This is a genomic window from Streptomyces inhibens, from assembly GCF_022221585.1.
Taxonomy (GTDB): Bacteria; Actinomycetota; Actinomycetes; order Streptomycetales; family Streptomycetaceae; genus Streptomyces; species Streptomyces inhibens.
The window spans coordinates 8,325,042-8,350,140 of the sequence record NZ_CP084681.1 but is presented as its reverse complement, the minus strand read 5'-3'; the positions used below and the strand labels follow the sequence as shown (position 1 = coordinate 8,350,140).

The window sequence follows — 25,099 nt, the reverse complement described above, 5'->3', positions numbered from 1 at the left end:
CGGCCCGCCGACCGCCTTACGGTCCCCGATACCGGCGCCGCCGGCAGACACATCGGACGGCGACGCAGACGTCCTGGTGGTGGGAGCCGGGCCCGCCGGGTTGATGCTGGCCTGCGAGCTGGCCCTCGGCAACGTGCGCACCGTGCTGCTCGAGCGGCACCCCGCCCCGCCGGGCTTCTGCCGTGGCTTCAACCTCAACGCCCGCAGCCTGGAGCTGCTGGACCGCCGCGGCCTCGCTGATCGCTTCCTCGCCGAGGGCCCCACCGTGCCGACCACCGCCTTCGCCGGAGCGGCCCGGCTCAACCTGGCCGCCATGCGCACCGAACACCCCTACGTGTTGGGGATCGCACAGACCAGAGTGGAGGAGCTCCTCGCCGAGCGCGCCGTGGAACTGGGGGTGCGCATTCTGCGCGGTCACCGCCTGACCGGACTGCGCCAGGACGACAGTGGGGTGCGCGCCGAGCTCGACTCCCCGGACGGGCGGATGCTGCTGCGCTCAGGCTGGCTGGCCGGCTGCGACGGCGGCCGCAGCACGGTGCGCAAGCTGGCCGGGATCGGTTTCCCCGGCACGCCCGCACGACGCTTCACCCTGCTCGGGGATGTGGTCCTGGCGGACCCGCAGGCGATCCCGTTCGGGGTGACGGCCGGCGCGAACGGCACGGTGTTCGCCATCCCGCGGCCCGGCCATGTGCGGCTGATCACCGATGACCCTCAGCCGCCGGAGAACCGGGACGAGCCGGTGACGCTGGCCGGCTTCCAAAGCGTGCTGGACCGGGCGTTGGGGCGGCATGTGGAGATAGCCGAAGCCCACTGGCTGACCCGGTTCGGGGACGCGGCCCGGCTGGCCGAACAGCTGCGAGACGGCCGGGTGCTGCTGGCGGGCGACGCCGCGCACATCCATCCCCCGGCCGGCGCCATCGGCGTCAACGCGGCCATCGACGACGCGATGAACCTCGGCTGGAAGCTCGCCCTGGTGGCGCGCGGACAGGCCCCCGAGAGCCTCCTGGACACGTACCACGCCGAGCGGCATGCGGCCGGTGTCAGGCTGCTGCGCAACACCCGGGCGCAGATGCTGGTTGCCACGGAGGATGAGCGGCTGGCACCGGTGCGCGAACTGCTCGCCGAGCTGGCCCAGGCCGAGGAGACGGCCGGTTACCTGGCCGAGGAGATCACCGGCGTCGGCACCCGCTATCCGGTTCACCACAGTTCCGGCCATCCCTGGGAGGGGAGGATGGTGCCGGACGTCCCGCTGGAACGAGACAGCCTGCTGCCGCTGCTGGCCCGCACGGGTGGCGGAGCGCTGCTGGTGGACGAGAGCACAGGGACGGACTCGCTGCGCGAGGCGGCCAAGCCGTGGGCGGACCGGGTGACAGTGGTGTCGGTGCGGCCTGACGGCCTGCCAGGTGCATGCGCGGTGCTCGTCCGGCCGGACGGCCACGCCGCCTGGGCAGGAACACCCTCGGCACCCCACCCCACCACCGCCCAGCAGTTGCGCGGAGCCCTGCACGACTGGTTCGGGCCCCCGACAGGAGTGACGGGGCGGGAAACGTCTGTTCTTTAGGATGTCGCGGCTCTTCGGGCAGGTCGGAGCGCGGACTCCCGCCTCTGCGCCCGCTCAGGTCCGCGCGGCCGAGACCCGGACGTCCCACACAGGAGGCCGGCGGCGCGCAAGGAGCCGTGGCCTGTCGATGACACCGCGGCCATGAGCGGATCGGTCGGCGCGGCGCCCACCGCGGTGCTCCGAGCCCCCTCCGCGGTCCGTCCGGCACACGCCCTCGGGCGTGTGCCGGGCGTGCCCGTCAGTCTTCGGTAAGGCCCAGCAGCGACGGGTCGTCGGCCAGGTCGCGGAAGGCCGCCCGCGGGTCCGTCAGCAGCTTGCGCTCGGTGAGGTCCAGCAGCCCGCCGACGGCGCTCACTTCGGCGGCCACCGTCCCGTCCGTCTTGCGGACGGTCTGCTCGACCCGGAAGGTCTTGCCCTCGCCCCAGACGAATGCGCAGCTCACCTCGACCTCGTCGCCGGCCCGCAGCTCCCGCAGATAGCGGATGGTCGTCTCGATGGTCACCGGGCCGACCCGCCTGTCCACCATGGCGCTCTGCCGGATGCCGCCGGCCTGGAGCAGCGACCAGCGGGCGTGCTCGGCGTACTGCAGATAGACGCTCTGGTTGAGATGGCCCTGGGTGTCCGTCTCGTAGCCCCGTACGGTGACCTTGACGGCGAACGGCTCCGCCGCGTCCGTACCGGCTGCCGGGTCCACCACTGCCGCCGCTTCTGCCACGATCTCTCCCACTCCCCGTAGGCGCCGGCCCGCCCTCGGGCGCACCGGGCCTCATCGACCACCGGCTTCACATCGTAGGCGCCGACGATCAGCTGCCGAAGGTCTTTTTCCCGGCGACCGGGCGGCGGGTGCGGAACCCTCAGGGGCTGCCGGTCTTCAGCTTCAGGTTCCACTTGGCCAGCGCCTCACCGATCGGCTGGAAGATGGTGATGGTGTCGCCGCCGACGTTGTCGCAGTGTGCGGCGCCGCCGCCGGAGTGCATCCCGACAGCCATCGGGGCGTTGGGCTGGGTGACATAGGAGCCGCCCGAATCACCGGCCGCGGAACAGGCGTTGGTGTACGAGAGCCCCTCGATGACCGCGATGCCGTAGTCCACGGTCTGGTCGACCCGGGTGATCTCGCCGCAGTGCCAGCCGCTGCTCTGCCCGGAGCGGCAGATCGACATCCCGGCCAGGCCCTCCTGCGCGCCGGTGACGGTGACCGGCGTACCGCCCTGGCCCGCCACGGTCGAGCTGACGGTCCAGCCCGGCTGGTCGACCCGGACCAGCCCGAAGTCGCCCTCGCGCCCGTTGACGCTGTGCTTGCCGCCCTGGTTGGAGGTGCCCATACGGCTGCCGTCCTGGCCGTACGCGGCCTGATCCGGGGTGAGGGTGCAGTGACCGGCCGTCAGAAAGCCCTGGAAGCCCTTCGGTCCGGTCACGGTGAAGCCGATGGAGCAGATGCCCTCGTTGCCGGGCATCCAGCGCTCACCCCCGACGACCGTGCCCTGCTGCTGACGCGGCGTCTGGTCGCTGCGCTCGACGGTGACGGGGATCTTGGCGTGCGTCGCCAGATCGCGGACGGCCTTCTCGAAGGCGTCGGTCCCGGTGGTGTGTCTGGTGCGGTCGACGCGCACCACGACGCCGTTGGCGCGCTCGTCCACGCCCCAGCCGGTGACGCCCGGCACGCCGTTGCCGGCCCGGCCGGCGATCTGCCGCACGAGTGCGGTGAGCGCGGCGCGGCTGTGCGGCACCGTCTTGGGCACCGCGCCGGCGGACCGTACGCGCTGTGCGTCGACGGCGCCGGTGACCGCGACGACGAGCTTGCCGGTCGCCTTGTCGAACCACATCCCGGCCGGCGGTGTGCTCAGCGCCCGGCGCACGGCGGCCGCGGCACGGTGTGCGTCGGCCTCCTGCGCGAGCCGGGTGCGCACCTGTTCCGCCGTCAGTCCGAGGTCCCGGCGCATCGCGTCGAGCATGCCGCGGGGCGAGGGGTGGGGCGTCGGGTCGGGCTGCGGCACGGCGCGCGCCGGGCTGAGCGGGCCGACGGCCGCCATGACGGCGGCGACGGTCGCGCCCCAGAGAGCTGCCTTGCGAAAGCGGCGTTCCATCGGGGATCTCCTCGCGGTGTCGAGTGCACGTCGGATCCGATTCGTCGAGCGTGCTCGACACCGGGACGCGCGGCATGAGGGAGATCCCTTGCATCATGGCCGGATGACCCGCGACCCCGGCCCCCAAATCCCCGGCGCCTACGGCCCGGTAGCGTTCCCGCGACTGCCCCGGGTGCTGCGCAACGTGACCTACTCGGGCGCCCGCCATCCGGGAGCGGGGACACCTGAATGCCCGTCATACACGGCGGGCGGAGCGGCCGATGCCTCCGGACCCGCCGCTTCGGACCCCTTCGCCGAGCTGGCCGGGGGCGCGAACTGCCAGCGCTACGCCTATGCCGTGCTCGGCCACTTCGGCCTGCGGATCCCCCCGTTGCGCTCGGCGGAGCTCTGGGCGGACGAGCGCGCGACCCGGCGGGCGGAGTGTCCGCAACCGCTGGACCTGGTGCTGTTCGACGGCGGACCGGTCGAAGGCCGGCCACCGGGGTACGGCGCCCATGTGGGCGTCCATCTGGGGCCAGACCAGGTCCTGCATCTGTGCCGGGAGGTCGGCCGGCCCGTCGTATGGCGCTATGCGGACTTCGCGGCGCGGCCGCGCTATGCCCGCTTCCTCGGCGCGAAGCGGGCGGTGGGCGTGGTGGACGCGGTGGACGCCAGGGACGCGGCGGACGCCAGAGACGCGGCGGACGCCAGAGACGCGGCGGACGCGGCGGACGCGGCGGACGCCAGAGACGCGGTGGACGCCAGAGACGCGGTGGACGCCAGAGACGCGGTGGACGCCAGAGACGCGGTGGACGCCAGAGACGCGGTGGACGCGGCGGACGCCAGAGACGCGGCGGACGCCAGAGACGCGGCGGACGCCAGAGACGCGGTGGACGCGGTGGACGCTCAGAAGCCTCCGCCGTCGCCACCGCCGCCGAAGCCACCGCCGTCACCGAATCCGCCACCGTCACCGAATCCGCCGCCGAAGTCGTCGGGGCTGAAGTCGGATCCGGAGAAGTCGCCGCCGTCGGCACCCGCGGGACCGCCGTAGTCGGCGCCGTAGGCGTTGGACGACATCATCATGTTGCCGAGCAGCGTGCCGACCAGGAGGCCGGGGAGCAGGCCGCCTCCGAAGTAGCCGCCGGCCCAGGGGCCGTATGCCGGGCCCGCGTCCCAGTAGGGGCGGTCGCCGCTCGCGGTCCTGACCGTACGGGCCATCGGCTCCCGGCCGTCGTCCAGACGGCTCTTGTCCGCGGCGCAGGCCGGTACGGTGCGCTCCGCGCCGCCGGCAGGTGCCCACTGGACATCGACGACGGACGGACCGTGCCGCGGGTCGAAGAAGCAGGGCAGCCGACGCTCGGGCAACGGCTTGCCCTCGCGTCGCGCGGCGAGCGTGGCCAGCGCGAACCGGCCGTCCTCAAGGGCCTCGGTCACCGCCCGCACATCGCCGGGGTGCACGGCCGCCGCCATCGCCGCCTTGGCCTTCTCGTACGAGTCCAGCGCATGGCTGTAGTCCGCGCGCATCGCGTCATCGGCACCCGGCTCACCGGGGTTGAAGTCGAGCCGGTCCAGCTCCTCGCCGAAGGCGGTGATGTCCTCGTCGACGACGACCCGCAGGTCCTCCAGCGCGGCCCGCTCCTCCTCGGCCCGCCTTCTGCGGTTGCGGCGGGCGATGGCGTACGCGCCGCCGCCACCGACGACCACCAGCACACCGAGGCCGATCGCCGTGCCGATGTCGACCCCGCCGCCGGTGTCGCCCCAGGAGGAGGGGGCGTGCCCGTTGGCGGACCGGGCGGCGGTGTCGACGAAGCTGTTCAGGCGCTCGGCGACCGTCGGGTAGTCGGAGCGTTTGACCGATCCGACGAGGTTCTGCACCGAGCCGCGCGACATCACCCGCGGATCGGCGCCGGCGTTGAAGCCGTTGCCGAGTTCGACGGCGTAGACGCCGCTGATGCCGACCTTGGTGCGCAGGTCCCGCAGCAGGGTGCCGGGCTGGTAATCCGCGGCCCGCGGCAGTACGGCGACAAAGATCGGCTTGTTCGCGTCCTTGATCTTCTTGGCCAGGGCATCCGCCTGCGCGGCGGAGAACTGGTCCGAGGCGCGGGGATCGACATAGACCGGGCCCTTTTTCAGGGCTGTGGCGGCGTCGTCGAGCCCCCCGACGGCATGGGCACCGGGTGCCACCGCGGTGACCACCGCCAGCAGCACGGCCACCAGGAGGAGAACCGGTCCGATCAGCGCACGACGGGTTGCGGTGTTCATGGGTTCGACGCTACCCGAACCGCACTTTCCAGACATCACCGGTTCAGTGACCGATCCGGTCCGGCACCGGTGGATTCTCCCTCTTCCCCGGGGGTCTGTCGCGCCGGAAATGCCCATCCAGGTGATCGCTCAGCGCGTCGTTTTTGACGCGCAAAGTGCCGGGGATGTTCCGGCTCGTCCCTCCCCCGACGAAACGAGGAGACGATGTGCAGGGCCACCTCGATGGCCACCAATCTGGCCGTCGCCGTCGCCGCCACCGCCGTCGGATGCATGCTGGTGATCAACCTGGCGCCCGCGCGCCCCGATGCCGGGAAGGGCCGGCCGCCGGCCGGCAGCACGCTGGCCGCCGCGTCCGGCCATGGGGGCTCGGCCGCGCGTGCCGCCACCTCCGCCCTCGGCGCCGCCGCCGCACGCGACGGCGCCGACCCGCTTGCCGAGCCCCCGGCGGGGCGGATCGAGGTGACCGCCCCGCAGCCCGGTATCGACTTCAAGTCGAACGGCAGCTTCGCCGTGGCCTGGAAGAACACCACGGGCGAGGAGGTGGACATCTGGCTCAACGCGAAAACGAGCCACGGCCGGTCGCAGCGGCTGGGTCTGGTCGCGTCCCGGGCGCCCGCCCGGCCCACCAGCGAAGTGATCGTGACGCTGCCGCAGGTGCCACCGGGCCGCTCCTACTTCCTGGAGGTGGCCACCGCCGGTGACGGCGCGGTCCGCGGCTTCAGCAGGACCTTCGCCGTCACCGACTGACCGCACCGGTCCGGTCACACGGGCCGCGGCCCTACGGCGCGCTCAGCCCGACCAGTCCCGCCAGGGCCTCCCGGTGCCGGCCCGGCGACCCCAGCGCGAGCTCATCGCTCTTGGCCCGCTTGAGGAACAGATGGGCCGGGTGTTCCCAGGTCATGCCGATGCCACCGTGCAGCTGGATGCACTCCTCGGCGGCGCGGACCGCCACCGGCGCGCAGTACGCCTGTGCGACGGCCACCGCCACAGCGGCGTCGGGGCTGCCGGTGGCCAGCGCATCGGCGGCGTGACGGGCCGCGGCGCGTGCCGAGGCGACCTCCAGCCACAGGGCGGCCATCCGGTGTTTGAGCGCCTGGAACGAGCCGACGGGGCGGCCGAACTGGGTGCGCTCCGCCGTGTGGCGCACGGTTTCGGTCAGACACCATTCGGCGACGCCGAGCTGTTCGGAGGCGAGCAGCCCGGCGCCGGTGAGCAGTGCGCGTTCGACGGCGCTACGGGCACGGTCCCCGTCGGCCAGGAGGCGGCCACGGGCACCGTCGAAGGTGAGGTGTGCCAGGGGGCGGGTGAGGTCGAGAGGGGTGACGGTCTCGGTGCGTACGCCGTCCGCCGTGGCCTCGACCGCGTAGAGCGCCGGTCCGTCGGGGCCCTGGGCCGGGACGAGCAGCAGCTCGGCGGCCGTGGCGTCGGCGACCGAGGTCACCCGGCCGGTCAGCGCACCGCCCGCATCGGCCCGTACGGCCGCGTCCGGGACCCCGCCCGGTGCGGTGGGCCACGGCACCGCGAGCACACCGACGGTGCGTCCCTCGGCGAGCGCGGCGAGCGGTCCGGCGACCTCCGCCCGGTCCACGTCACAGCCGAGCAGGGCGGTCACCGCGATGACGGCGCTGGTCAGATAGGGGACGGGCGCGACGGAGCGGCCCAACTCCTCCAGTACGACGGCGGCTTCGCGGGCGCTCGCGCCCTGCCCGCCGAGCTTTTCGGGGACCAGCAGCCCGGCGGTGCCGATCTCCGTGGCGAGCGCGCGCCACAGGGCGGTGTCGTACGGGATGTCCGACTCCAGGCCGGCGAGCACGGTGGCCGGATCGCTGCGGTCGGCGAGCAGCGAGCGTACGGCGGCGCGCAGCGCGTCCTCGTCCTCGGAGTAGAGAAGGTCAGGGTCGGGCGTCGGGGCGCTCGACGGGAGGGTCTCGGCGGTCATCGGGGGAGGTCCTTCCACGCGACGTCCTTGTCGGTGCGCGGCTCGGGCGGCAGGCCCAGCACACGTTCGGCGACGATGTTGAGCAGCACTTCCGAGGTGCCTCCTTCGATGGAGTTCCCCTTGGCGCGCAGATAGCGGTAGCCGGCCTCGCGGCCGGTGAAGTCGACGCCGTCGGGGCGGCGCATCGTCCAGTCGTCGTAGGTCAGACCGTCCTCGGCGAGGAACTCCAGCTCCCAGCCGCTGATCTCCTGGGCGAGCCGGGCGAAGGCCAGCTTCATGCCGCTGCCCTCGGGTCCCGGCTGGCCCTTGGTCAGCTGCTGGCGCAGCCGCTCGCCGGTGAGCCGGGCGACCTCGGCCTCGACCCACAGCTTCAGCAGCCGCTGGTGCAGGTCGTGGGTGCGCAGTTCGGGGCGGGCGCGCCAGTCGGCGGCGGCGATGCCGATCATGCCACCCTCGCGCGGGGTGCGGGCGCCGCCGATGGCGACCCGCTCGTTCATCAGCGTGGTCTGGGCGACCTTCCAGCCCGCGCCGACCTCACCGAGGCGATGCGCGTCGGGGATCCGGACGCCGGTCAGGAAGACCTCGTTGAACTCGGCCTCCCCGGTGATCTGCCGCAGCGGGCGCACCTCGACGCCGGGGTCGGTCATATCGCACACGAAGTAGCTGATGCCGCGGTGCTTGGGCACATCGGGGTCGGTGCGGGCGATCAGGATGGCCCAGCGGGCCAGGTGGGCGCTGGATGTCCAGACCTTCTGGCCGTCGACGATCCAGGATTCCCCGTCACGCACCGCGCGGGTCGCCAGCGCCGCCAGGTCGGAGCCGGCGCCGGGCTCGCTGAACAGCTGGCACCACACCTCCTCGCCGGTCCACAGCGGACGCAGAAAGCGCTGCTTCTGCTCGTCGGTGCCGAACTGCAGGATGGTGGGTGCGGCCATGCCGAGGCCGATGCCGATCCGGCCCGGGTCGTTGCCGGGGGCGCCGGCGGCGTCGAGTTCCGCGTCCACCACGGCTTGCAGGGAACGTGGGGCGTCCAGCCCGCCGAGGCCTTGCGGGAAGTGGACCCAGGCGAGCCCGGCGTCGAAGCGGGCACGCAGGAAGTCCAGCCGCTCGGTGAGGGCGGGAGGGTGTGCGGCGAGCAGCTCGGCGGTGCGCCGGCGCAGGTCGTCGGCGTCGGTCATCGCGCCTCCTCCGCTCCGGGGATCACGACGAGACGGCCGACGGAGGTGCCGTCGGCGACCCGCTGTACGGCGTCGGCGGCCGATTCCAGCGGGACCCGTCCGCCGATGAGCGGCTTGATGACGCCCTGTGCGGCGAGCTTGGTGAGCTCCTCGTGGCAGGCGTCGACCGAGGCCGGGTCCTTGGTGTTGTACAGGCCCCAATGCAGGCCCAGGATCGCGTAGTTCTTCACCAGCGCGTGGTTGAGCGCGGGGGTGGGGATGGCGCCGCCGGCGAAGCCGACGACGATGATGCGGCCCTCGAAGGCGATGCACTTGACGGACTTGGCGTACGCCTCGCCGCCCACCGGGTCGTAGACGACATCCGCGCCGCGGCCGCCGGTGGCCTCCTTGACGCCGGCGACGATGTCGTCGGCGCGCCGGTCGAGGACGAGGTCACAGCCCAGTTCGCGGGCGATGCGGGCCTTGTCCTCGCCGCCCACCACGCCGATGACCTGGGCGCCCGCCGCCTTGCCGAGCTGTACGGCGGCGCTGCCGACGCCGCCGGCCGCGGCGTGCACCAGCAGTGTCTCGCCCGCCTGGAGCCGGGCCCGGCGGTGCAGTCCGAACCAGCCGGTCTGGTAGCCGATGTGCAGGGCCGCGGCCTCGGCGTCGTCCAGGGCCTCGGGGGCCGGCCGGACGGTCGCCGCGTCGACGACCGCGAGCTCGGCGAACCCGCCGGCGGGCAGCGGCGGCTGGGCGAGCACCCGCGCGCCGAGCTCACCGGCCGCGCCCTCCCCCACGGCCAGGATCTCGCCGCAGATCTCCACACCAGGGGTGAACGGCAGCGGCGGCCGTACCTGGTACTGGCCCCGGCACAGCAGCGCGTCCGGGAAGTTGACGTTGGCGGCCCGCACCCGCAGCAGCAGCTGCCCCGGCCCCGGCTGCGGGTCCGGCACCTCCTCCAGCCGCATCACTTCACGCGGCTCGCCGTTCGCGTGTACGCGCCATGCCTTCACCTGGTGCCTCCACAGACCTTGGATACGCGGTGGGGCGGAGGGCACACCGGCCCCCTCGCCAGCGACATACTAAGCGGTCGGTATCCCTGAGGGAACAGTCTCCGCCACACCGCGACAACGCCCCGTACGACACCGCCGGGCCCCGGACCCTGGTACCGACAGGGACAGGCTGCCGCCCGCCCGATGGCGGACACTGGCGCCATGGACTCACCTGCCATGGACACACCCGCCGAGTTGGGGAACTTTCTGCGCACCCGCCGCGCCCGGCTGCAGCCGGAGGACGTCGGGCTGGTCTCCTACGGGGCGCGCCGCCGCGTCCCCGGCCTGCGCCGCGAGGAGCTGGCGCAGCTGGCCGGCGTCAGCGTCGCGTACTACACGCGCCTCGAACAGGGGCAGAGTCGCAACGCCTCGGAAGGGGTGCTGGACGCGCTCGCCCGCGCGCTCAGGCTGTCCGCCGACGAGCGCGCCCATCTGCGCGAGCTGGCCCGCCCCGCCAAGGCACGCCGCCGCGCCGCGGTCCGCCCTGACAAGGTCCGCCCCGGCGTACGGCAGTTGCTCGCCGCCATGGAGGGCGTGCCGGCCCTCGCGCTCGGGCCGCGCTTCGAGATCCTGGCGTGGAACCGGCTCGGGCACGCCCTGATCGCCGGGCACCTCGACTTCGACAGCCCCGGCCGGCCGCTGGACCGCCCCAATGCCCAGCGGCTGCTCTTCCTCGACCCGCACACCCGCGAGCTGTACCCGGACCGCGACGAGGAGACCCGGCGGGCCGTCTCCTCACTGCGGGTGGCCGCGGGACAGCACCCCGACGACCAGCAACTCGCCGAGCTCATCGGCGAGTTGTCGATGAAGAGCACCGAGTTCAGCAGCCTGTGGTCCCGGCATGTCGTCAACAACTGCACCTTCGGCACCAAGCACTTCCACCATCCGCTGGTGGGCGATCTACGGCTGGATTTCGAGATGATGCAGACGCCGGACGGCTCCGGGCAGGGCGTGATGATGTACACGGCGGAGGAGGGCTCCCCCTCCGAGGCGGCGCTGCGGCTACTCGCCGCGGAGCGCGGCCCAGACCTCCGGGTCCTCGAACCCGAGCGCCCATAGGCCGGTGCCCCGCACCCCGTACTCCCTCAGCAGCGGCAGCTGGTCGCGGACACCGCGCGCGTCCTGGTACCAGACCTCGTGCTCCTCGCCGTCCTTGCGGTAGGTGAAGTGCGGGGTGCCCGACTCCCTGTCGAAGAGGTAGTCGGCATCCTCCCGCTCGCGCAGCGCCTCGGCCTCCTTCCACGTCAGATGGGCCGCATGGCCCTTGACGCCCTGGACCCAGTCCCAGCCGTAGGCCGGGAAGGCCACCTCGATCTTGTTCCTGGGGATGGTGTCGGTGGCGTAGCGCAAAAACTCCTCGTACCAGCCCTTGGCGGACAGCGGACCTGCCTCACCGCCCGACCAGTGCAGGTCATAGCCCATGATCCGGACCCGGTCGGCGAGTCTGCCGAGCCGCTCGTAGTCGAACGCCTCACCACTGCCGCGGACCCGGGCCGGCACCGTGACCACGCACTGCTCACGGCGCGCGTGCAACCGCGCGCACAGCTCCTTGACGAGCGCGTTGTAGCCGGTCCGCACCCGCTCGCGGGCCGCCCGGTCACCGGTGACCGCCATCGCCTCGTAGTCAAGGTCGATCCCGTCGTACGCGCGGCTCGCCACCAGCTCCAGCAGCGTCTCGACATGCTCCCGCCGCCGCTGCGGATCGTGCATCAGGTCGGCCATCTTCTCGGCGCCGAGGGTCTCGGTGACGGTGGGTACGACGTCGATCCCGGCGTCGTGCAGCCCGTCGATGATGCTGCGCCGCCCCGCCCCTTCGTGCCCGGTGACCGTGGTGCCCGACGAGGCCTCGTACCAGAAGGGGCTGACGGTGTGCAGCTGGTCGGCGTGGCGCAGCGCGTCACGATAGGCGGCGTCGATGTCGCCCCAGTAGGGCAGCCAGGCCGAGCCGGTGCGCCGGCCGCCCCTCGGGGACTCCGTCGCGGTGGCGGCCGGGGCGAGCGCTCCGGCGAGCACCACCACGGTCAGCAGCAGCGCAAGGGCTCGGGGCCCTGATGCTTGATTCATGTCCCGAGCGTCACCCGGCCCGGGCGCTGACGCACCGTCAGGTGCGCCGAACGAGGTGGCGCGGACGGGTACTCCCGGCCGCATGGGCCGGCCGGGGTGCGATCAGCGCACCCTACGTACGCCCCGCCCGCTGCTGTGCGTCGCGCAGGGTGTCGGACGGCGTCGCCCACCGGGCCCGGATCACCGGGAATCCAGCCTTCTCGCACGCCTCGCAGACAAGTTCGTCATCGTCGACGACATGACGGATCTCGCGGTCGCGGGCGATCCGGTGCAGGATCTCCAGCTTGGTGTGCCGGGCCGGACGGCGGTCGTTGTCGGGCCGCATCCACAGCTTCCCCTCGGGCAGGCCGTGTTGGGCAAGCCACGTCAGGGTGTCGCGGCGGCAGCGCTCCGGACGACCCGTCAGATAGCCGACCTCGCAGTCCTCGGCGTTGCGCAGCGCCAGGGCCACGCCCTCGGCGAGTGGAGGGTCGTCGGTGGCCGCGGCGAAGAAGGCCTTCCAGTCGCGCGGGGTGCGCCGCAGCCAGTGCTGCCGGTGGCTGGAGTCGGCGAGGGTGCCGTCCAGGTCGAAGACCGCCAGGGGGCGCCTCGTCATGCCGTCGTCGTCCTCTTCCGTCACTGTCGTTCCCCGGACACCTCGGGCACCTCGGGCAGGGTGACCGCGATCCGGCCGGATTCGATCCCCTGTGCGAGAGAGAGGCGATCGTACGCGATGTCGGCACACGTCGCGGTGTCCATCCGCAGACGGATGTCGGGGCGCTCGGCCGGACCGTCCGCATAACCGGGACCGTCACCGTCGAGCACGACATGGAACTCCCCTTCGTCGAGGGCGATGTCGACCACCTCGATGCCGTCGGTGAAGTGCCCGGCGAGCCGCGCGAGGAGCGGTACCGCGAACCAGTGGGCCCGCACCGCGTCCGTCGGGCGCTTCTCGTCGAGGGCGGGGGCGCCCCAGTCGGCGAGCGCGGTGAGCGCGGGCAGCAGTGCGCGGCCGCGGGCGGTGAGTTCGTAGACGAAGGCGGCTCCGGGCGGGGCGAGCCGGCGGCGGGTGACCAGCCCGTCCCGCTCCATGTCCTTGAGGCGGGAGGCGAGCATGTCCGTGCTGACGCCCGGCAGGTCGGCGTGCAGATCGGTGTAGCGCCGGGGGCCGCCCAGCAGTTCCCGGACGATCAGGAGCGTCCAACGGTCGCCGACGGCGTCCAGGGCTCGGGCGACGGCGCAGTACTGGTCATAGCTTCGGCGCGGCATGACACCAGCATAGACAGAAGTTGGACTTTCCAAGTCGCAACTTGGTAAAACCAAGTACGGTGTTAACGAGTGCTGCCGCACCACGCGGTGGGCAAGGGACCGGGAGGCCACCGCATGCAGTTCAAGCAGTCGAGCAAGATGGCCGACGTCTGCTACGAGATCCGCGGGCCGGTGATCGAGCACGCGGACGCGCTGGAGGAGGCGGGCCACAGCGTGCTGCGGCTCAACACCGGCAATCCGGCGCTGTTCGGCTTCGAGTGCCCCGAAGAGATCCTCCAGGACGTGATGCGCAACCTCTCCCGCGCACACGGCTACACGGAATCCCGCGGCATCCTCTCGGCCCGCCGCGCGGTGGCCCAGCACTACCAGGAGAGCGGCCTGCCAGATGTCGACGTCGACGACATCTACCTCGGCAACGGCGTCTCCGAACTCGTCTCGATGGCCGTGCAGGCGCTGCTCGACGACGGCGACGAGGTCCTCATCCCGGCCCCCGACTTCCCCCTCTGGACGGCGGTCACCACGCTCGCCGGCGGCAAGGCCGTGCACTATCTCTGCGACGAGTCCGCGGACTGGCTGCCGGATCTCGACGACCTCGCCTCGAAGATCACCGACCGGACCCGGGCGATGGTCATCATCAACCCCAACAACCCGACCGGCGCGGTCTATCCGCGCGAGCTGCTGGAGGGCATGCTCGACCTCGCCCGGCGCCACCAGCTGATGGTCTTCGCCGATGAGATCTACGACCGGATCCTGTACGACGACGAGGTCCACCACCACGCCGCGGTGCTCGCCCCCGACCTGGTCTGTCTGACCTTCAGCGGCCTGTCCAAGTCCTACCGCGTGGCCGGATTCCGCTCCGGCTGGCTGGTGGTCTCCGGGCCCAAGCAACACGCCGCCGACTATCTGGAGGGCCTGGGCACCCTCGCCTCCATGCGGCTGTGCCCGAACGCGCCCGCGCAGTACGCCATCCAGGCCGCGCTCGGGGGCCGGCAGACCATCAAGGACCTGGTGCTGCCGGGCGGGCGGCTGCGGGAGCAGCGCGACCGGGCCTGGGAGCGGCTGAACGAGATCCCGGGCGTCTCCTGCGTCAAGCCCAAGGGCGCGCTGTACGCCTTCCCCCGCCTCGACCCCGCCGTACACAAGATCCACGACGATGAGAAGTTCGTCCTCGATCTGCTGCTGCGGGAGAAGATCCAGGTCGTCCAGGGCACCGGCTTCAACTGGCCGCGCCCGGACCACTTCCGCATCCTCACCCTGCCGCACGCCGACGACCTCGACGCGGCGATCAGCCGGATCGGACGCTTCCTGGCCGGCTACCGCCAGTGACCCCGGGCCGCCTCCGGCGCACCACCCGAACGGGTGTATCCCGCTCCCGCCCCCGCCCGCCGCTCACCGGTCCGTTCGGGGGGCCCGGGGCGCGGGTCGGAAGGCCGTCCTGGCGTCGTGGAGGCGCCCCGGCACCGTCCGGTGGCTCCCCGCCCCGAACGGCCCGCCGGCCCGGCGAGGGCCCCTCCGCCGCCGTCCGCGGGACGAACGCGCCCTTGAGCGCATCGGCTGCAGGAGATTAGGTGGAGGGCGGCAAATCCTGCCGTCGCCCCACAAGGGAGAGGGATCCATGCCTGTACGCCCTGCAGTCACGGAAGCGGAACTTGAAGCTCATCTGCACGGAATATGCTTCAAAACGGGTCCGCCGCGCCGTATAGGGGTCGAGATCGAATGGCTGGTCCATGACGCGCGCAACCCCCGATGTCCGGTCGAACCAGCCCGGCTGCAGCACGCGGCCGCCACTTTGCGCGCACTCCCCCTCAGCTCGCTCCTGACCTTCGAACCCGGCGGTCAGCTGGAGCTCAGCTCGCTCCCCGCCACCTCCCTGACCGAGTGCATCGAGTCCGTCACGGCCGATCTCGCACTGGTCCGCCCCGCCATGCTGGCCATGGGCCTGGGAATGGCCGGTCACGGCCACAATCCGTGGCACCCGCCGCGCCGCGTACTGACCGATCCCCGCTACAACGCGATGGAGACGTACTTCGACCGCTGGGGCGCAGCCGGGCGGTCCATGATGTGCGCCACCGCGTCCGTGCAGGTGTGTGTGGACGCCGGATACGAGGAGCCGGGGCCGCTCGGGCACGGCCGGCGCTGGCTGCTGGCCCATCTGCTGGGCGCGGTGCTGGCCGCGGCGTTCGCCAATTCGCCGACCAGCGAGGGCTGCCCCACGGGCTACCGCACCACCCGCCAGGTCGTCTGGTCACAGCTCGACCCGGGCCGTACCCTCGCCCCGCCCCAGGGACCGGATCCGCGCACCTCCTGGGTGCGCTATGTCCTGGACGCCCCGGTGATGTGCATCCGCACCGACGACGGGCCCTGGGACGCGCCGGAGGGGCTCACCTTCCGTGAATGGGTCCGTACGGGCATGCCCAGACCGCCCACGCGGGAGGATCTCGACTACCACGTCACCACGCTCTTCCCGCCCGTACGGCCGCGCGGCCATCTGGAGCTGCGCATGATCGACGCGCAGTCGGGCGATGCCGGGTGGATCGTGCCGCTGGCCGTCACGGCCGCGCTGTTCGACGACCCGGAGGCCACCGAGCGCGCCTACCGCATCGTCAAACCCCTCGCGGAGACGGCCGGCTCCCGTCCCGCGCCGCGCAATCCCCTGTGGCGGCACGCCGCGCGTGGCGCGCTGACCGACCCGGAGCTGCACGCCGCGGCGGTGGCCTGTTTCGCCGCCGCGCAGGAGGCCCTGCCACGGCTCGGCGCCTCCCGTGAGGTGCGTGCGGCGGTCGCGGAGTTCACCGAGCGCTATGTGGCGCGCGGCCGCTGCCCCGCGGACGACCATCTCGACGCCCTGTACGCCGCGGAGGGCGATCTCACCCTTGGGAAGGACAGCCAGTGACCATCGATCCCGAGCTCCTTCGTGAGCGCGCGGCCCGGGCACTGCTTGCCGCCCGCGACCGCACCCACCTGCTGACCACCTGCGTCGAGCAGCCCGATCTCGTCGCGCAGCACTCCCCGCTGATGTCCCCGCTGGTGTGGGACCTGGCGCACATAGGCAACCAGGAGGAGCAGTGGCTGCTGCGCACCGTCGGCGGCCGTGACGCGCTGCGCCCGGACATCGACTCCGTCTACGACGCCTTCGAGCATCCGCGCGCCGAGCGCCCCTCGCTGCCGCTGCTGGCTCCCGACGAGGCACACGGCTATGTCGCCGAGGTCCGCGGCCGGGTGCTGGACATCCTGGAGCGCACCCCGCTGCACGGCGGTCCGCTGCTGGACTCCGGCTTCGCCTTCGGCATGATCGCGCAGCATGAGCAGCAGCACGACGAGACCATGCTCATCACACATCAGCTGCGCCAGGGCCCGGCGGTGCTCACCGCGCCCGAGCCGCCGCCCGCCCCCGACGACATCCTGCCGGCCGAAGTCCTCATCCCCGGCGGTCCTTTCACCATGGGCACCACCACCGAGCCCTGGGCACTGGACAACGAACGCCCCGCGCACAGCCGGCTGGTGCCCTCCTTCCTGATCGACACCACACCGGTCGGCAACGGCGCCTACCAGCGGTTCATCGAGGCCGGCGGCTACGACGATCCTCGCTGGTGGGCCGAGGCGGGCTGGGCCCAGGTGCAGGAGCACAAGCTGCGCGCACCGCTGTTCTGGAAGCGCGACGGCGGCCAGTGGCTGCGCCGGAGATTCGGGGTGACCGAGCCGGTGCCGCCGGACGAGCCGGTGCTGCATGTCAGCTGGTACGAGGCGGACGCCTATGCGCGCTGGGCCGGCCGGCGGCTGCCGACCGAGGCCGAGTGGGAGAAGGCCGCCCGGCACGACCCGGCCACCGGACGGGCGATGCGCTACCCCTGGGGCGACGAGGACCCCACCTCGGCGCACGCCAACCTCGGGCAGCGACATCTGCGCCCCGCGCCCATCGGCAGCTACCCGGAAGGCCAGTCGCCGCTCGGCGTACGGCAGTTGATCGGCGATGTGTGGGAGTGGACGGCGAGCGACTTCCTGCCGTATCCGGGCTTTGTCGCCTTCCCCTACCGGGAGTACTCCGAGGTGTTCTTCGGCGACGGGCACAAGGTGCTGCGCGGCGGGTCGTTCGCGGTCGACCCGGTCGCCTGCCGGGGCACCTTCCGCAACTGGGACCTGCCGGTCCGGCGGCAGATCTTCTCCGGGTTCCGTACCGCCCGGGATGCCGACCCGATGGCGGACGCATGAGGTCCACGGCCCCGATACCCGGGGAGGCCGGTGCCTGATGTGTCGTCATCTTGCCTATCTGGGGCCGGAGATACCCTTCGGCCAGGTGGTGCTGGACCCGCCGTACGGGCTGTACCGGCAGTCGTGGGCGCCGCGCCGCCAGCTGCACGGCACGGTCAACGCGGACGGCTTTGGGGTCGGCTGGTACGCGCCCGGCGATCCGGTGCCCGCCCGCTACCGGCGGGCCGGGCCGATCTGGGGCGACGAGCAGCTGCCCGACCTGGCGCGGGTGGTGCGCACCGGCGCGCTGCTGGCCGCCGTACGGGATGCCACCGTGGCCGGTGCGGACGCCGAGGCGGCGGCCGCCCCGTACGCCGCCGGACGCCATCTGTTCAGCCACAACGGCGCGGTGCCGGGCTGGCCCGACTCCCTCGCCCCGCTGGCCGCCGCTCTGCCGCCGCGGGAACTGCTGCGGCTGCAGGCCCGCTGCGATGCGGCGTTCCTGTGGGCGCTGGTCCAGCACCGGCTGGCGCGCGGCGACGAGCTCGGCGAGGCGCTGGCCGACACCGTCACGGCCGTCGCCGAGGCCGCGCCCGGCTCCCGGCTCAATCTGCTGCTGACCGACGGCACCACCATCGCCGCCACCACCTGGGGCGACACGCTGTACCACCTGGCCATTCCCGGCGGCGGCCGGGTGGTCGCCTCCGAACCGTACGACGATTCCCCCCACTGGACCGAGGTCCCGGACGGCACCCTGCTGCGCGTCACCCGGGCCGATGTCCACCTCACCCCGCTCAAGGAGCCCGCTACGTGAGCCCCCTCAGCATCACCCGCACCCTCCCCGCCGACGCCACCGCGGCCGCGCTGCGCGCCGATGTCGCCCAGGGGCTGACCCGTACCCCCAAACAGCTGCCGCCCAAGTGGTTCTACGACGCCCGCGGCAGCGAACTGTTCGAAGAGATCACCCGGCTGCCCGACTACTACCCGACCCGCGCCGAGCGGGAGATCCTGCTCACCCGCGCCGACCACATCGCCGCGGCCACCAACGCCCGCACCCTGATCGAGCTGGGCTCGGGCTCCTCCGACAAGACCCGCCATCTCATCGGCGCGCTGACCGGGCTGCACACCTATGTGCCCATCGACGTCAGCGAGTCCGCGCTGTCCGCGGCGGGCGAGGCACTGCTGGACGAGCACCCCGGCCTCACCGTGCACGCGCTGGTCGCCGACTTCCAGCAGGGCATCGAACTCCCCGACACCCCCGGCCCGCGGCTGCTCGCCTTCCTCGGCGGCACCATCGGCAATCTGCTCCCCGAGGAGCGCTCGGCGTTCCTGCGCTCGGTGCACGCCATGCTCTCCCCGGGCGACGCCCTGCTGCTCGGCACCGACCTCGTCAAGGACGAGAGCACGCTGGTCGCCGCCTACGACGATCCGCAGGGCGTGACGGCCGCCTTCGACAAGAACGTCCTGGAGGTCATCAACCGTGAGCTGGGCGGGGACTTCGACCCGGACGACTTCGACCATGTCGCGCTGTGGAACGCCGAGCGCGAGTGGATCGAGATGCGGCTTCGGGCCCGCAGGGAACTGACCGTCAAGATTCCCGGAGTGGACCTGGCGGTGTCCTTCGCGGCGGGCGAGGAAGTACGGACCGAGGTCTCGGCCAAGTTCCGCCAGGACGGCGTACGCGCCGAACTGGCCGCGGCCGGACTGGAGTTGACCAATTGGTGGACGGACAGCGCGGATCGCTTCGCGCTGTCGCTGGCCTTCCGCGCCTGACGCGGGGCCCTTGAGGCCCTGTCGTCAAACTCCCGCCTGCCCCGCGACGCTCCCCCAGCTAACGCTGGGAGGTGCCCCCAGGCACGCACTCCCCCACGCCTTAAGGGCGCGGGGGACCCCCATGCCGCGTTGTCGGGATCACCCCGATACACCCAGTATCGGGGCGACCCTCCGCCTTGCGATCGCGCTCGGCTTCCGAAGAAGGATCGAAAGAGCCGAGACGGAATGAGCGGAGCGAATGTAGTGCACCAGACGCCGCGGGGCCCGCCCTTCGGGCGAACGACGGGAGTTTGACGACAGGGCCTAGCCGGCCGGCGTGTCCACAGGGCGCGCCGGCCGGGTGCCATGTCCGCGGCCGATGTGGTTCGATGCCCCCGATCGCATGTGTGTACGAGGCAGGCGTACGGCACGCAGAGTCGAGGGGCAGGGGTAGCGGCATGGGGCTGGGACTGGATCGACGGGGTTTCCTCAGGGGCGCGGCCGGGCTGTCGGCCGCCGGGGTGCTGGCGGGCGTCGGCAGCGGGCGGTTCACGGCCGGCGCGGCCGAGCGCCGGGCGTCGGTACTGTCCACGGCGGACTGGATGTCGGCGCTCGGCGACGGCACCCCTGTCCAGCGGCTGACGATCCCCGGCACCCATGACTCCGGCGCCCGGCTCGGCGGCCCCTGGGTGGCCTGCCAGAACACCGCCGTCGACGCCCAGCTGAACAGCGGGATCCGGTTCCTGGACGTCCGCTGCCGGGCCATCGACAACGTTTTCGCCATCCATCACGGCGCCTTCTACCAGGAGTTGATGTTCGGCGATGTACTGGACGCCTGCCGGGCGTTCCTGCGGGCACACCCCTCCGAGACGGTGCTGATGCGGGTCAAGCAGGAGTACTCGGAGGTCTCCGCCGAGGAGTTCCGCCGGATCTTCGGCATCTACCTGGACGACAAGGGCTATCGGCCGCTGTTCCGGCTGGACGGCGGGCTGCCGACGCTGGGCCAGGCCCGGGGCCGGGTCGTGCTGCTGGCGGACTCCGACGGTCTGGGCGGCGTCCGGTACGCCGATCCCCAGCTGTTCGACATCCAGGACGACTACATGGCGGAGCCGTTCGGCAAGTACCCGAAGATCGAGGCCCAGTTCCGCAAGGCCGTCACCCAGCCCGGGAAGCTCTTCGTCAACTACGTCAGCACCGCCGCCCTGCTCCCGCCCCGCTCCAACGCGGACCGCCTCAACCCGAAGGTCAAGAGCCTGCTGGAGGGCTCGGAGGGAAGCGCCTGGACGGGCCTTGGCATCGTCCCGATGGACTTCCCCAACGAATTCGGCCTGGCCGAGACGCTGATCCGGCACAACCTGGCGGGGCGGGCGGTGCGGTCGGCCGCCTGAGCAAGAACCCTCGGCCGACCTCGACGCGGGCACGGCGCCGGTCACCCGACCGGCCCAGTCGGGCGCGTTCCGGCAGCCCGGAGGAACCGTTGGTGGCGGCGTGGCCGTCGGGCCCGGCGGATCACGGGTGCGGCGGGGTCCGGTGCGGGTTTGTGCCGTGTTCTTCGGCGGCCGCGCACGATGATCCGCCCGGGTGAGCGAACCAAGGCGAGCCGTACTGCATCAGACTGACTGAAATGTCTGGTTCCGGTGCCGCCCCGGCCTACGACGGGGTACCGCCGGCTGATGCGGCGAGGCGGCTGTTGGTGGAGACGAGCGAACGCGGGACCACGCCGGCGGGCGGGGCGGCCGAGGCCGTCGGGGCGCGCGCCGCCGACGAGTGCCGCGGTCCCGGCGGGCCGGCCTGTACGGGTCGCGGCCGGCCCGGCGTTCCGCTGCGGGTGACGCTGGCGCTCGGCGCGCTGACCGTGGTCGTGGGCAGCACCGTGCTGGCGCTGGGGTCCCCGTCGCGCGATCCGTTCCTGGCCGCCGGGGACACCGCCGCCGGCTCGTATCTCGCGACCCGGGCCGACGGCGACCAGGCGGCCGCCGCGGTGCTCGCCGGGCCGTACAAGGAGCGGCCGGCACCGCCCGTGACGGCGCGGCCGGGCGGCGGGCGGACCGCCCCGCTTCCCGCGTCCCGTCCGCTGATCGCGGCCCCGGCGGCCCCCTCGCCGCCGATCGGCGCGCTCTTCTCCCCCGGTGACGACGGTGACCCGACGCACCACTGCACGGCGAGCGTGGTGCACGCCCCCGCGGGGGATCTCGTCGTCACCGCGGCGCACTGTGTGCACGACGGCGGCTTCCGCACCCGGCTGGTGTTCGCGCCCGGTCTGCACGACGGGATCGCGCCGTACGGCCTGTGGGTGCCCACCCGGATCCATGTCGATCCGCGCTGGATCAGCGACCGGGACCCCGACCACGATGTGGCGTTCCTGCGGGTCCGCAGGGCGGGGTGGGCCGACGGCCGGATAGAGGACATCACCGGCGCCGAGCGGATCCGGTTCGACGCGCCGGCCGGGCGCCCGGCGCTGCTGACCGGCTACCCCGTCGACCGGGACTCCCCGGTCAGCTGCCGGCACACCGCGGACGCCCAGGGCCCGACCCAACTGCGCTTCCCCTGCCCGGGGTTCCCCAACGGGACGAGCGGCGGCCCGATGCTCACCGACCTCGACCGGGCCACCGGCACCGGGTCGCTGATCGGGGTGATCGGCGGCCTCGAAGAGGGCGGTGACGATCTCACCTCGTACAGCTGCCGGTTCGGCGCCGACGTGGCCGCGCTCTACCGGCGGGCGACCTCGGAGCCGGGCCCGCGGCCCGCGCAGCCGGGCTCCCGGGCCGCCGCCGACGGTGTCAGGCCCCGCGCGGCACCACGGTCTTGAGGACGGACGGCAGCGGATACCAGTCGGCGGTCGCGAAACTGGCGTGCGCGGCGGCGAGTTGGTTCACCCGGGCCAGCGCCTCCGTCTCGGTCGGGCGGGTGGCGTCGATCGCCGGGGGAACGTTGTGAGCGTCGGTCATGATGAGGAGGTAGTGGCGGGTGTCGTACCAGGCGGTGTCGATACTGCCGTTCAGATACGTTGCCGCGTCACCGTCGAAGACCACGAACCAGGGGCGCAGCGCCGGGTCCGTGTAGCGGTCGCGGGGGTCGCCGGGGGCCGCGCCGTGCACCGCGGGGAAGGCCGTCGACTGTGCCAGCTTCCCTTGTGCGGCAAGGTCCTTGAGGTGGGTGGCGTACTCGACGTCGGTCCACAGCTTGTCGAACGGGTTGCTCTCCTCGACGGTGCCGGGTATCAGCTCGATCAGGAACTTCCCGGCCAGATCGGCGCGCGAGGGCCAGCCGCCGGCCCGCACCGCCTCGTCGGGCGTGGCGTGTCCCGCGGTGAGGTCGCCGGGGCCGTAGACGGCGTCGCCCAGCTTCTGCCGCACCAGCGCGTCGAACTCGGCGGGGCCGCGGCCGCCCTTGGCGTTGAAGCCGTCCTTCATCTCGACCTTGAACAGGATGGGCCGGTGGCCGGGGTGGGCGTCGTGCCAGGCCTTCATATCGGCGAGGCAGCCGGCGAAGTCCTGGTTACGGTCCTTGGTGCGCAGCTCGGACGCGTTCGTGGCGCCCTCGCAGTTGTTGCTGTTACCCAGCGGGTTGCTGTGCGAGACCCGCCAGGACCTGCCCAGGCCGTTGGACCAGAGGTCGAGTTCGAGCAGCGCGGCGCCGGAGTCCAGCGCGTCCGCGAAGTAGCGGTACTTCTCCTTGTCGTACGCGTTGTGGACACCCACGGACGTACTGGTGCCGTATGTCATGGCGGCCGGTTCGGCCCCCGCCGGACCGGTTGCCGCGATCATCGCCGCCGCCGCGACGGCGACCGTCCCCACACACCGCTTCCCGTTCATGTTCCCCGCTTCCCCTAGGTCCTCGGCCGTCCGGCCAGCTGCCCGAACGCCCGCTCGTCCGGTCGGTCACCCGGTCGATCGGGCAGCAGCGTACGGGAGTTGGGCGCGGTGGAAACCATGAGGTCGGTGGAACATAGGAAAACAAAGCAAACAGACCATGACGTTGACCGATCAGGGGCGGACATATGACCGACAAGAACACCCTCGACAAGACATCGCGTACCGGACTGCGGCTGGCGGCGACCGTGCTCACGGGGACGGTGGCGCTCTATATCGCGCTCGTCGCCTTCGGCAATATCACCGACTTCGACACCAATCGGGAGTTCGTCCGCCATGTCCTGGCCATGGACACCACGTTCAAGGACCAGGACCTGATGTGGCGGGCCATCACCTCACACTCGCTGCAGGACGCCGCCTATCTGGCGATCATCGCCTGGGAGACGGCGGCCGCGGCGATACTGGTCATGGCCACCGCACTGTGGACCATCGGCCTGCGCCGCGGCGACGTCACCCCTGCCCGGCGGATGAGCACCGCAGGGCTGCTGATGATCCTGCTGCTGTTCGGAGCGGGCTTCCTCGCGATAGGCGGCGAATGGTTCGCGATGTGGCAGTCCAAGACGTGGAACGGGCTGGACGCGGCGACCCGTAACGTCACGGTCGCCGGAATCGCGCTGCTGGTCGTCCATCTGCCGGGGAGGGACGCAGAGCGCGCCGGCCGGCAATAGCGCGTGCGACGTCACCACTCGATCCGGTAGCCCGTCAGCCAGTCGTCGGCGCCCGCGCTGCCGCGCTCGGCCCGGTCCTGGGAGGACGGCCGGCCGGTGGTACCCGACGCGGTGAGCCTGGCCATGCCGGCGCTGGCCGCGACGACCTTCTCCACCCGTTCCCTGCGCAGCTCCTCGTACGCGGCGAAGGCGCTGTGCGGGTCGGGCCCGTCGCGCAGGCACTTGGCCAGGACGATGCTGTCCTCGATGGCCATGGACGCGCCCTGGGCTGCGTTGGGCGCGGCGGCGTGTGCGGCGTCGCCGAGGACGACCATGGTGTCGGTGTGCCAGGTCGGCGTCGTGGCGATGTCGTAGGCGCTGGAGGCGATGACGCGGTCGCCGGTGGCGCGGACGATGGCCGCGGCCGGGGTGTCGTCGTCCGCGAAGAGTTCGGCGACCCGCTCGCGCCAGGCGTCGGGGGTGGCGGCCGGCGGTCGGGAGCGGTCCAGCTCGGTGCCGGGGACGTTGGCGAACCACCAGACCTCGCCGTCGGGGGCGAGGGTGCAGCCGAAGAACGCCCGCTTGCCGAAGATCATGGTGTAGGTGTCCGGCGCGAGCGGGGCGCCGGCGTCGCGGGTGTAGCCGCAGACGGTGTTCTGGCCGGTGTAGCGCGGGCGCGGCGCGGCCGGGTCGATGAGGGTACGGGTGACCGAGTGCAGGCCGTCGGCGCCGATGAGGAGGTCGCCCTCGGCGCGGCTGCCGTCGGCGAATGTCGCCACCACCCGCTTGCCGTCGGCACCGTGCACGGTCTCGGCGCCGACCAGCCGCTTCCCGTGCCGTACGGCTATCCCGCGGCGCGCCGCCTCGGTGTGCAGCACCTGATAGAGCGTGGCCCGCCGCAGGGTGCGCGGGCCGAGGTCGGCGCCCTGTTCGGTGCCGGCGATGGGCCGCTCCCCCAGCCGTTCGCCGCCGTTGCCGAAGAGCTCCACCCGCTGTGCGGGGAAGGAGTGGGCGACGACGGGGCCGTGTGCGTCGATCACCCGGAGCGCTTCGAGGCCATTGGCGAAGACGACGAGAAAGGCGCCGACATCGTCCGCGCCCGTCGGGTACGCCTCGAAGATCTCCGCGTCGATGCCCGCCTTCTGGAGGGCCATCGCACTCACCGCCCCCGCTATGCCGCCTCCGATGATCAGGGCTTTCGTCATGCCGTGGCTCCCCCCGGGTCGGGACCGCCGGCCGGATCGCGGCCGACGAGCCGTGCGGCCCCGGTGGCCGCACCACCCCACCTTGG

Annotated in this window: 22 protein-coding genes and 1 pseudogene; 12 read left to right on the top strand and 11 right to left on the bottom strand. The window is 72.5% G+C overall.

Annotated features, from left to right (window positions below; all coding sequences use genetic code 11):
• The first annotated feature begins 79 nt into the window (after positions 1 to 79).
• The gene (locus KI385_RS37410) at positions 80 to 1,561 is read left to right on the top strand and encodes an FAD-dependent monooxygenase (RefSeq protein ID WP_238576468.1); all 1,482 of its coding nucleotides are present in this window, start codon (positions 80 to 82) and stop codon (positions 1,559 to 1,561) included.
• A 238-nt stretch (positions 1,562 to 1,799) separates the two neighbouring features.
• On the opposite strand, the gene KI385_RS37405 is transcribed toward KI385_RS37410, so the two are convergent.
• Both KI385_RS37405 and KI385_RS37400 read right to left on the bottom strand, forming a co-directional pair.
• Entirely contained in the window at positions 1,800 to 2,276 is a 477-nt protein-coding gene (locus tag KI385_RS37405; protein WP_238576467.1) for an acyl-CoA thioesterase, read from the bottom strand.
• A 139-nt stretch (positions 2,277 to 2,415) separates the two neighbouring features.
• Entirely contained in the window at positions 2,416 to 3,645 is a 1,230-nt protein-coding gene (locus KI385_RS37400) for a S1 family peptidase (protein ID WP_238576466.1), read from the bottom strand.
• Positions 3,646 to 3,748: 103 nt separating this feature from the next.
• Here KI385_RS37400 and KI385_RS37395 point away from each other — a divergent pair.
• Positions 3,749 to 4,273: pseudogene (locus KI385_RS37395) on the top strand (cell wall hydrolase); the annotation flags it as partial.
• 257 nt (positions 4,274 to 4,530) lie between these two features.
• Here KI385_RS37395 and KI385_RS37390 read toward each other — a convergent pair.
• Positions 4,531 to 5,886, bottom strand: a complete 1,356-nt coding sequence (locus KI385_RS37390) for a hypothetical protein (RefSeq protein ID WP_238576465.1) — start codon at positions 5,884 to 5,886, stop codon at positions 4,531 to 4,533.
• A 204-nt stretch (positions 5,887 to 6,090) separates the two neighbouring features.
• On the opposite strand from KI385_RS37390, the gene KI385_RS37385 reads away from it, so the two are divergent.
• The gene (locus KI385_RS37385; protein ID WP_238576464.1) at positions 6,091 to 6,633 is read left to right on the top strand and encodes a Ser-Thr-rich GPI-anchored membrane family protein; all 543 of its coding nucleotides are present in this window, start codon (positions 6,091 to 6,093) and stop codon (positions 6,631 to 6,633) included.
• Positions 6,634 to 6,664: 31 nt separating this feature from the next.
• Here the strand turns inward: KI385_RS37385 and KI385_RS37380 are convergent, their stop codons facing one another.
• Genes KI385_RS37380 through KI385_RS37370 form a run of 3 tightly spaced genes read right to left on the bottom strand, consistent with a single transcriptional unit; the run spans position 6,665 to position 9,998 of the window.
• On the bottom strand, positions 6,665 to 7,825 hold the full coding sequence (locus KI385_RS37380; protein ID WP_238576463.1) for an acyl-CoA dehydrogenase family protein: 1,161 nt from the start codon (positions 7,823 to 7,825) through the stop codon (positions 6,665 to 6,667).
• Positions 7,822 to 9,003, bottom strand: coding sequence for an acyl-CoA dehydrogenase family protein (locus tag KI385_RS37375; protein WP_238576462.1), 1,182 nt, complete (start codon positions 9,001 to 9,003; stop codon positions 7,822 to 7,824). Before KI385_RS37375 ends, KI385_RS37380 begins: the two co-directional genes overlap by 4 nt.
• Positions 9,000 to 9,998, bottom strand: a complete 999-nt coding sequence (locus KI385_RS37370; protein WP_238576461.1) for an NADPH:quinone oxidoreductase family protein — start codon at positions 9,996 to 9,998, stop codon at positions 9,000 to 9,002. The genes KI385_RS37375 and KI385_RS37370 overlap by 4 nt, the downstream gene beginning before the upstream one ends.
• Before the next feature lie 201 nt (positions 9,999 to 10,199).
• On the opposite strand from KI385_RS37370, the gene KI385_RS37365 reads away from it, so the two are divergent.
• Complete coding sequence (locus KI385_RS37365) at positions 10,200 to 11,096, top strand: helix-turn-helix transcriptional regulator (protein ID WP_238576460.1); 897 nt, start codon at positions 10,200 to 10,202, stop codon at positions 11,094 to 11,096.
• On the opposite strand, the gene KI385_RS37360 is transcribed toward KI385_RS37365, so the two are convergent.
• The 3 genes from KI385_RS37360 to KI385_RS37350 form a co-directional block, all read right to left on the bottom strand.
• Positions 11,040 to 12,101, bottom strand: a complete 1,062-nt coding sequence (locus tag KI385_RS37360; RefSeq protein WP_238576459.1) for a glycosyl hydrolase family 18 protein — start codon at positions 12,099 to 12,101, stop codon at positions 11,040 to 11,042. The two genes, KI385_RS37365 and KI385_RS37360, sit on opposite strands and share 57 nt — an antisense overlap.
• Positions 12,102 to 12,213: 112 nt before the next feature.
• Positions 12,214 to 12,696 (bottom strand): phosphatase domain-containing protein, encoded by a 483-nt coding sequence (locus KI385_RS37355; protein ID WP_238576458.1) that lies wholly within the window; start codon positions 12,694 to 12,696, stop codon positions 12,214 to 12,216.
• Between the two features lie 20 nt (positions 12,697 to 12,716).
• Complete coding sequence (locus tag KI385_RS37350; protein WP_238576457.1) at positions 12,717 to 13,349, bottom strand: winged helix-turn-helix transcriptional regulator; 633 nt, start codon at positions 13,347 to 13,349, stop codon at positions 12,717 to 12,719.
• A 114-nt stretch (positions 13,350 to 13,463) separates the two neighbouring features.
• On the opposite strand from KI385_RS37350, the gene KI385_RS37345 reads away from it, so the two are divergent.
• The 7 genes from KI385_RS37345 to KI385_RS37315 all read left to right on the top strand — a co-directional run bounded on the left by KI385_RS37345 (position 13,464) and on the right by KI385_RS37315 (position 22,098).
• Positions 13,464 to 14,675: a pyridoxal phosphate-dependent aminotransferase gene (locus KI385_RS37345; protein ID WP_128511578.1), complete on the top strand. Its 1,212-nt coding sequence runs from the start codon at positions 13,464 to 13,466 to the stop codon at positions 14,673 to 14,675.
• Between the two features lie 289 nt (positions 14,676 to 14,964).
• The gene (egtA, locus tag KI385_RS37340; RefSeq protein WP_238576456.1) at positions 14,965 to 16,242 is read left to right on the top strand and encodes an ergothioneine biosynthesis glutamate--cysteine ligase EgtA; all 1,278 of its coding nucleotides are present in this window, start codon (positions 14,965 to 14,967) and stop codon (positions 16,240 to 16,242) included.
• Positions 16,239 to 17,558, top strand: coding sequence for an ergothioneine biosynthesis protein EgtB (gene egtB / locus KI385_RS37335; protein ID WP_238576455.1), 1,320 nt, complete (start codon positions 16,239 to 16,241; stop codon positions 17,556 to 17,558). The genes egtA and egtB overlap by 4 nt, the downstream gene beginning before the upstream one ends.
• Before the next feature lie 37 nt (positions 17,559 to 17,595).
• Positions 17,596 to 18,351 carry an ergothioneine biosynthesis protein EgtC gene (egtC, locus tag KI385_RS37330; protein ID WP_238576454.1) on the top strand — a complete coding sequence of 252 codons (756 nt, stop codon included), beginning with the start codon at positions 17,596 to 17,598 and terminating at the stop codon, positions 18,349 to 18,351.
• Complete coding sequence (gene egtD, locus KI385_RS37325; protein ID WP_238576453.1) at positions 18,348 to 19,310, top strand: L-histidine N(alpha)-methyltransferase; 963 nt, start codon at positions 18,348 to 18,350, stop codon at positions 19,308 to 19,310. Before egtC ends, egtD begins: the two co-directional genes overlap by 4 nt.
• Positions 19,311 to 19,747: 437 nt before the next feature.
• Positions 19,748 to 20,677 carry a phosphatidylinositol-specific phospholipase C gene (locus tag KI385_RS37320; RefSeq protein WP_238576452.1) on the top strand — a complete coding sequence of 310 codons (930 nt, stop codon included), beginning with the start codon at positions 19,748 to 19,750 and terminating at the stop codon, positions 20,675 to 20,677.
• Positions 20,678 to 20,913: 236 nt separating this feature from the next.
• Positions 20,914 to 22,098 (top strand): trypsin-like serine peptidase, encoded by a 1,185-nt coding sequence (locus KI385_RS37315; RefSeq protein ID WP_238576451.1) that lies wholly within the window; start codon positions 20,914 to 20,916, stop codon positions 22,096 to 22,098.
• Here KI385_RS37315 and KI385_RS37310 read toward each other — a convergent pair.
• Positions 22,070 to 23,104 carry a phosphatidylinositol-specific phospholipase C domain-containing protein gene (locus tag KI385_RS37310; RefSeq protein ID WP_238576450.1) on the bottom strand — a complete coding sequence of 345 codons (1,035 nt, stop codon included), beginning with the start codon at positions 23,102 to 23,104 and terminating at the stop codon, positions 22,070 to 22,072. The genes KI385_RS37315 and KI385_RS37310 overlap by 29 nt on opposite strands.
• A gap of 185 nt (positions 23,105 to 23,289) precedes the next feature.
• On the opposite strand from KI385_RS37310, the gene KI385_RS37305 reads away from it, so the two are divergent.
• Positions 23,290 to 23,829 carry a DUF2165 domain-containing protein gene (locus tag KI385_RS37305; protein WP_238576449.1) on the top strand — a complete coding sequence of 180 codons (540 nt, stop codon included), beginning with the start codon at positions 23,290 to 23,292 and terminating at the stop codon, positions 23,827 to 23,829.
• 11 nt (positions 23,830 to 23,840) lie between these two features.
• Here KI385_RS37305 and KI385_RS37300 read toward each other — a convergent pair whose 3' ends face one another.
• Complete coding sequence (locus tag KI385_RS37300; RefSeq protein ID WP_238576448.1) at positions 23,841 to 25,013, bottom strand: FAD-dependent monooxygenase; 1,173 nt, start codon at positions 25,011 to 25,013, stop codon at positions 23,841 to 23,843.
• Positions 25,014 to 25,099 lie beyond the last annotated feature (86 nt).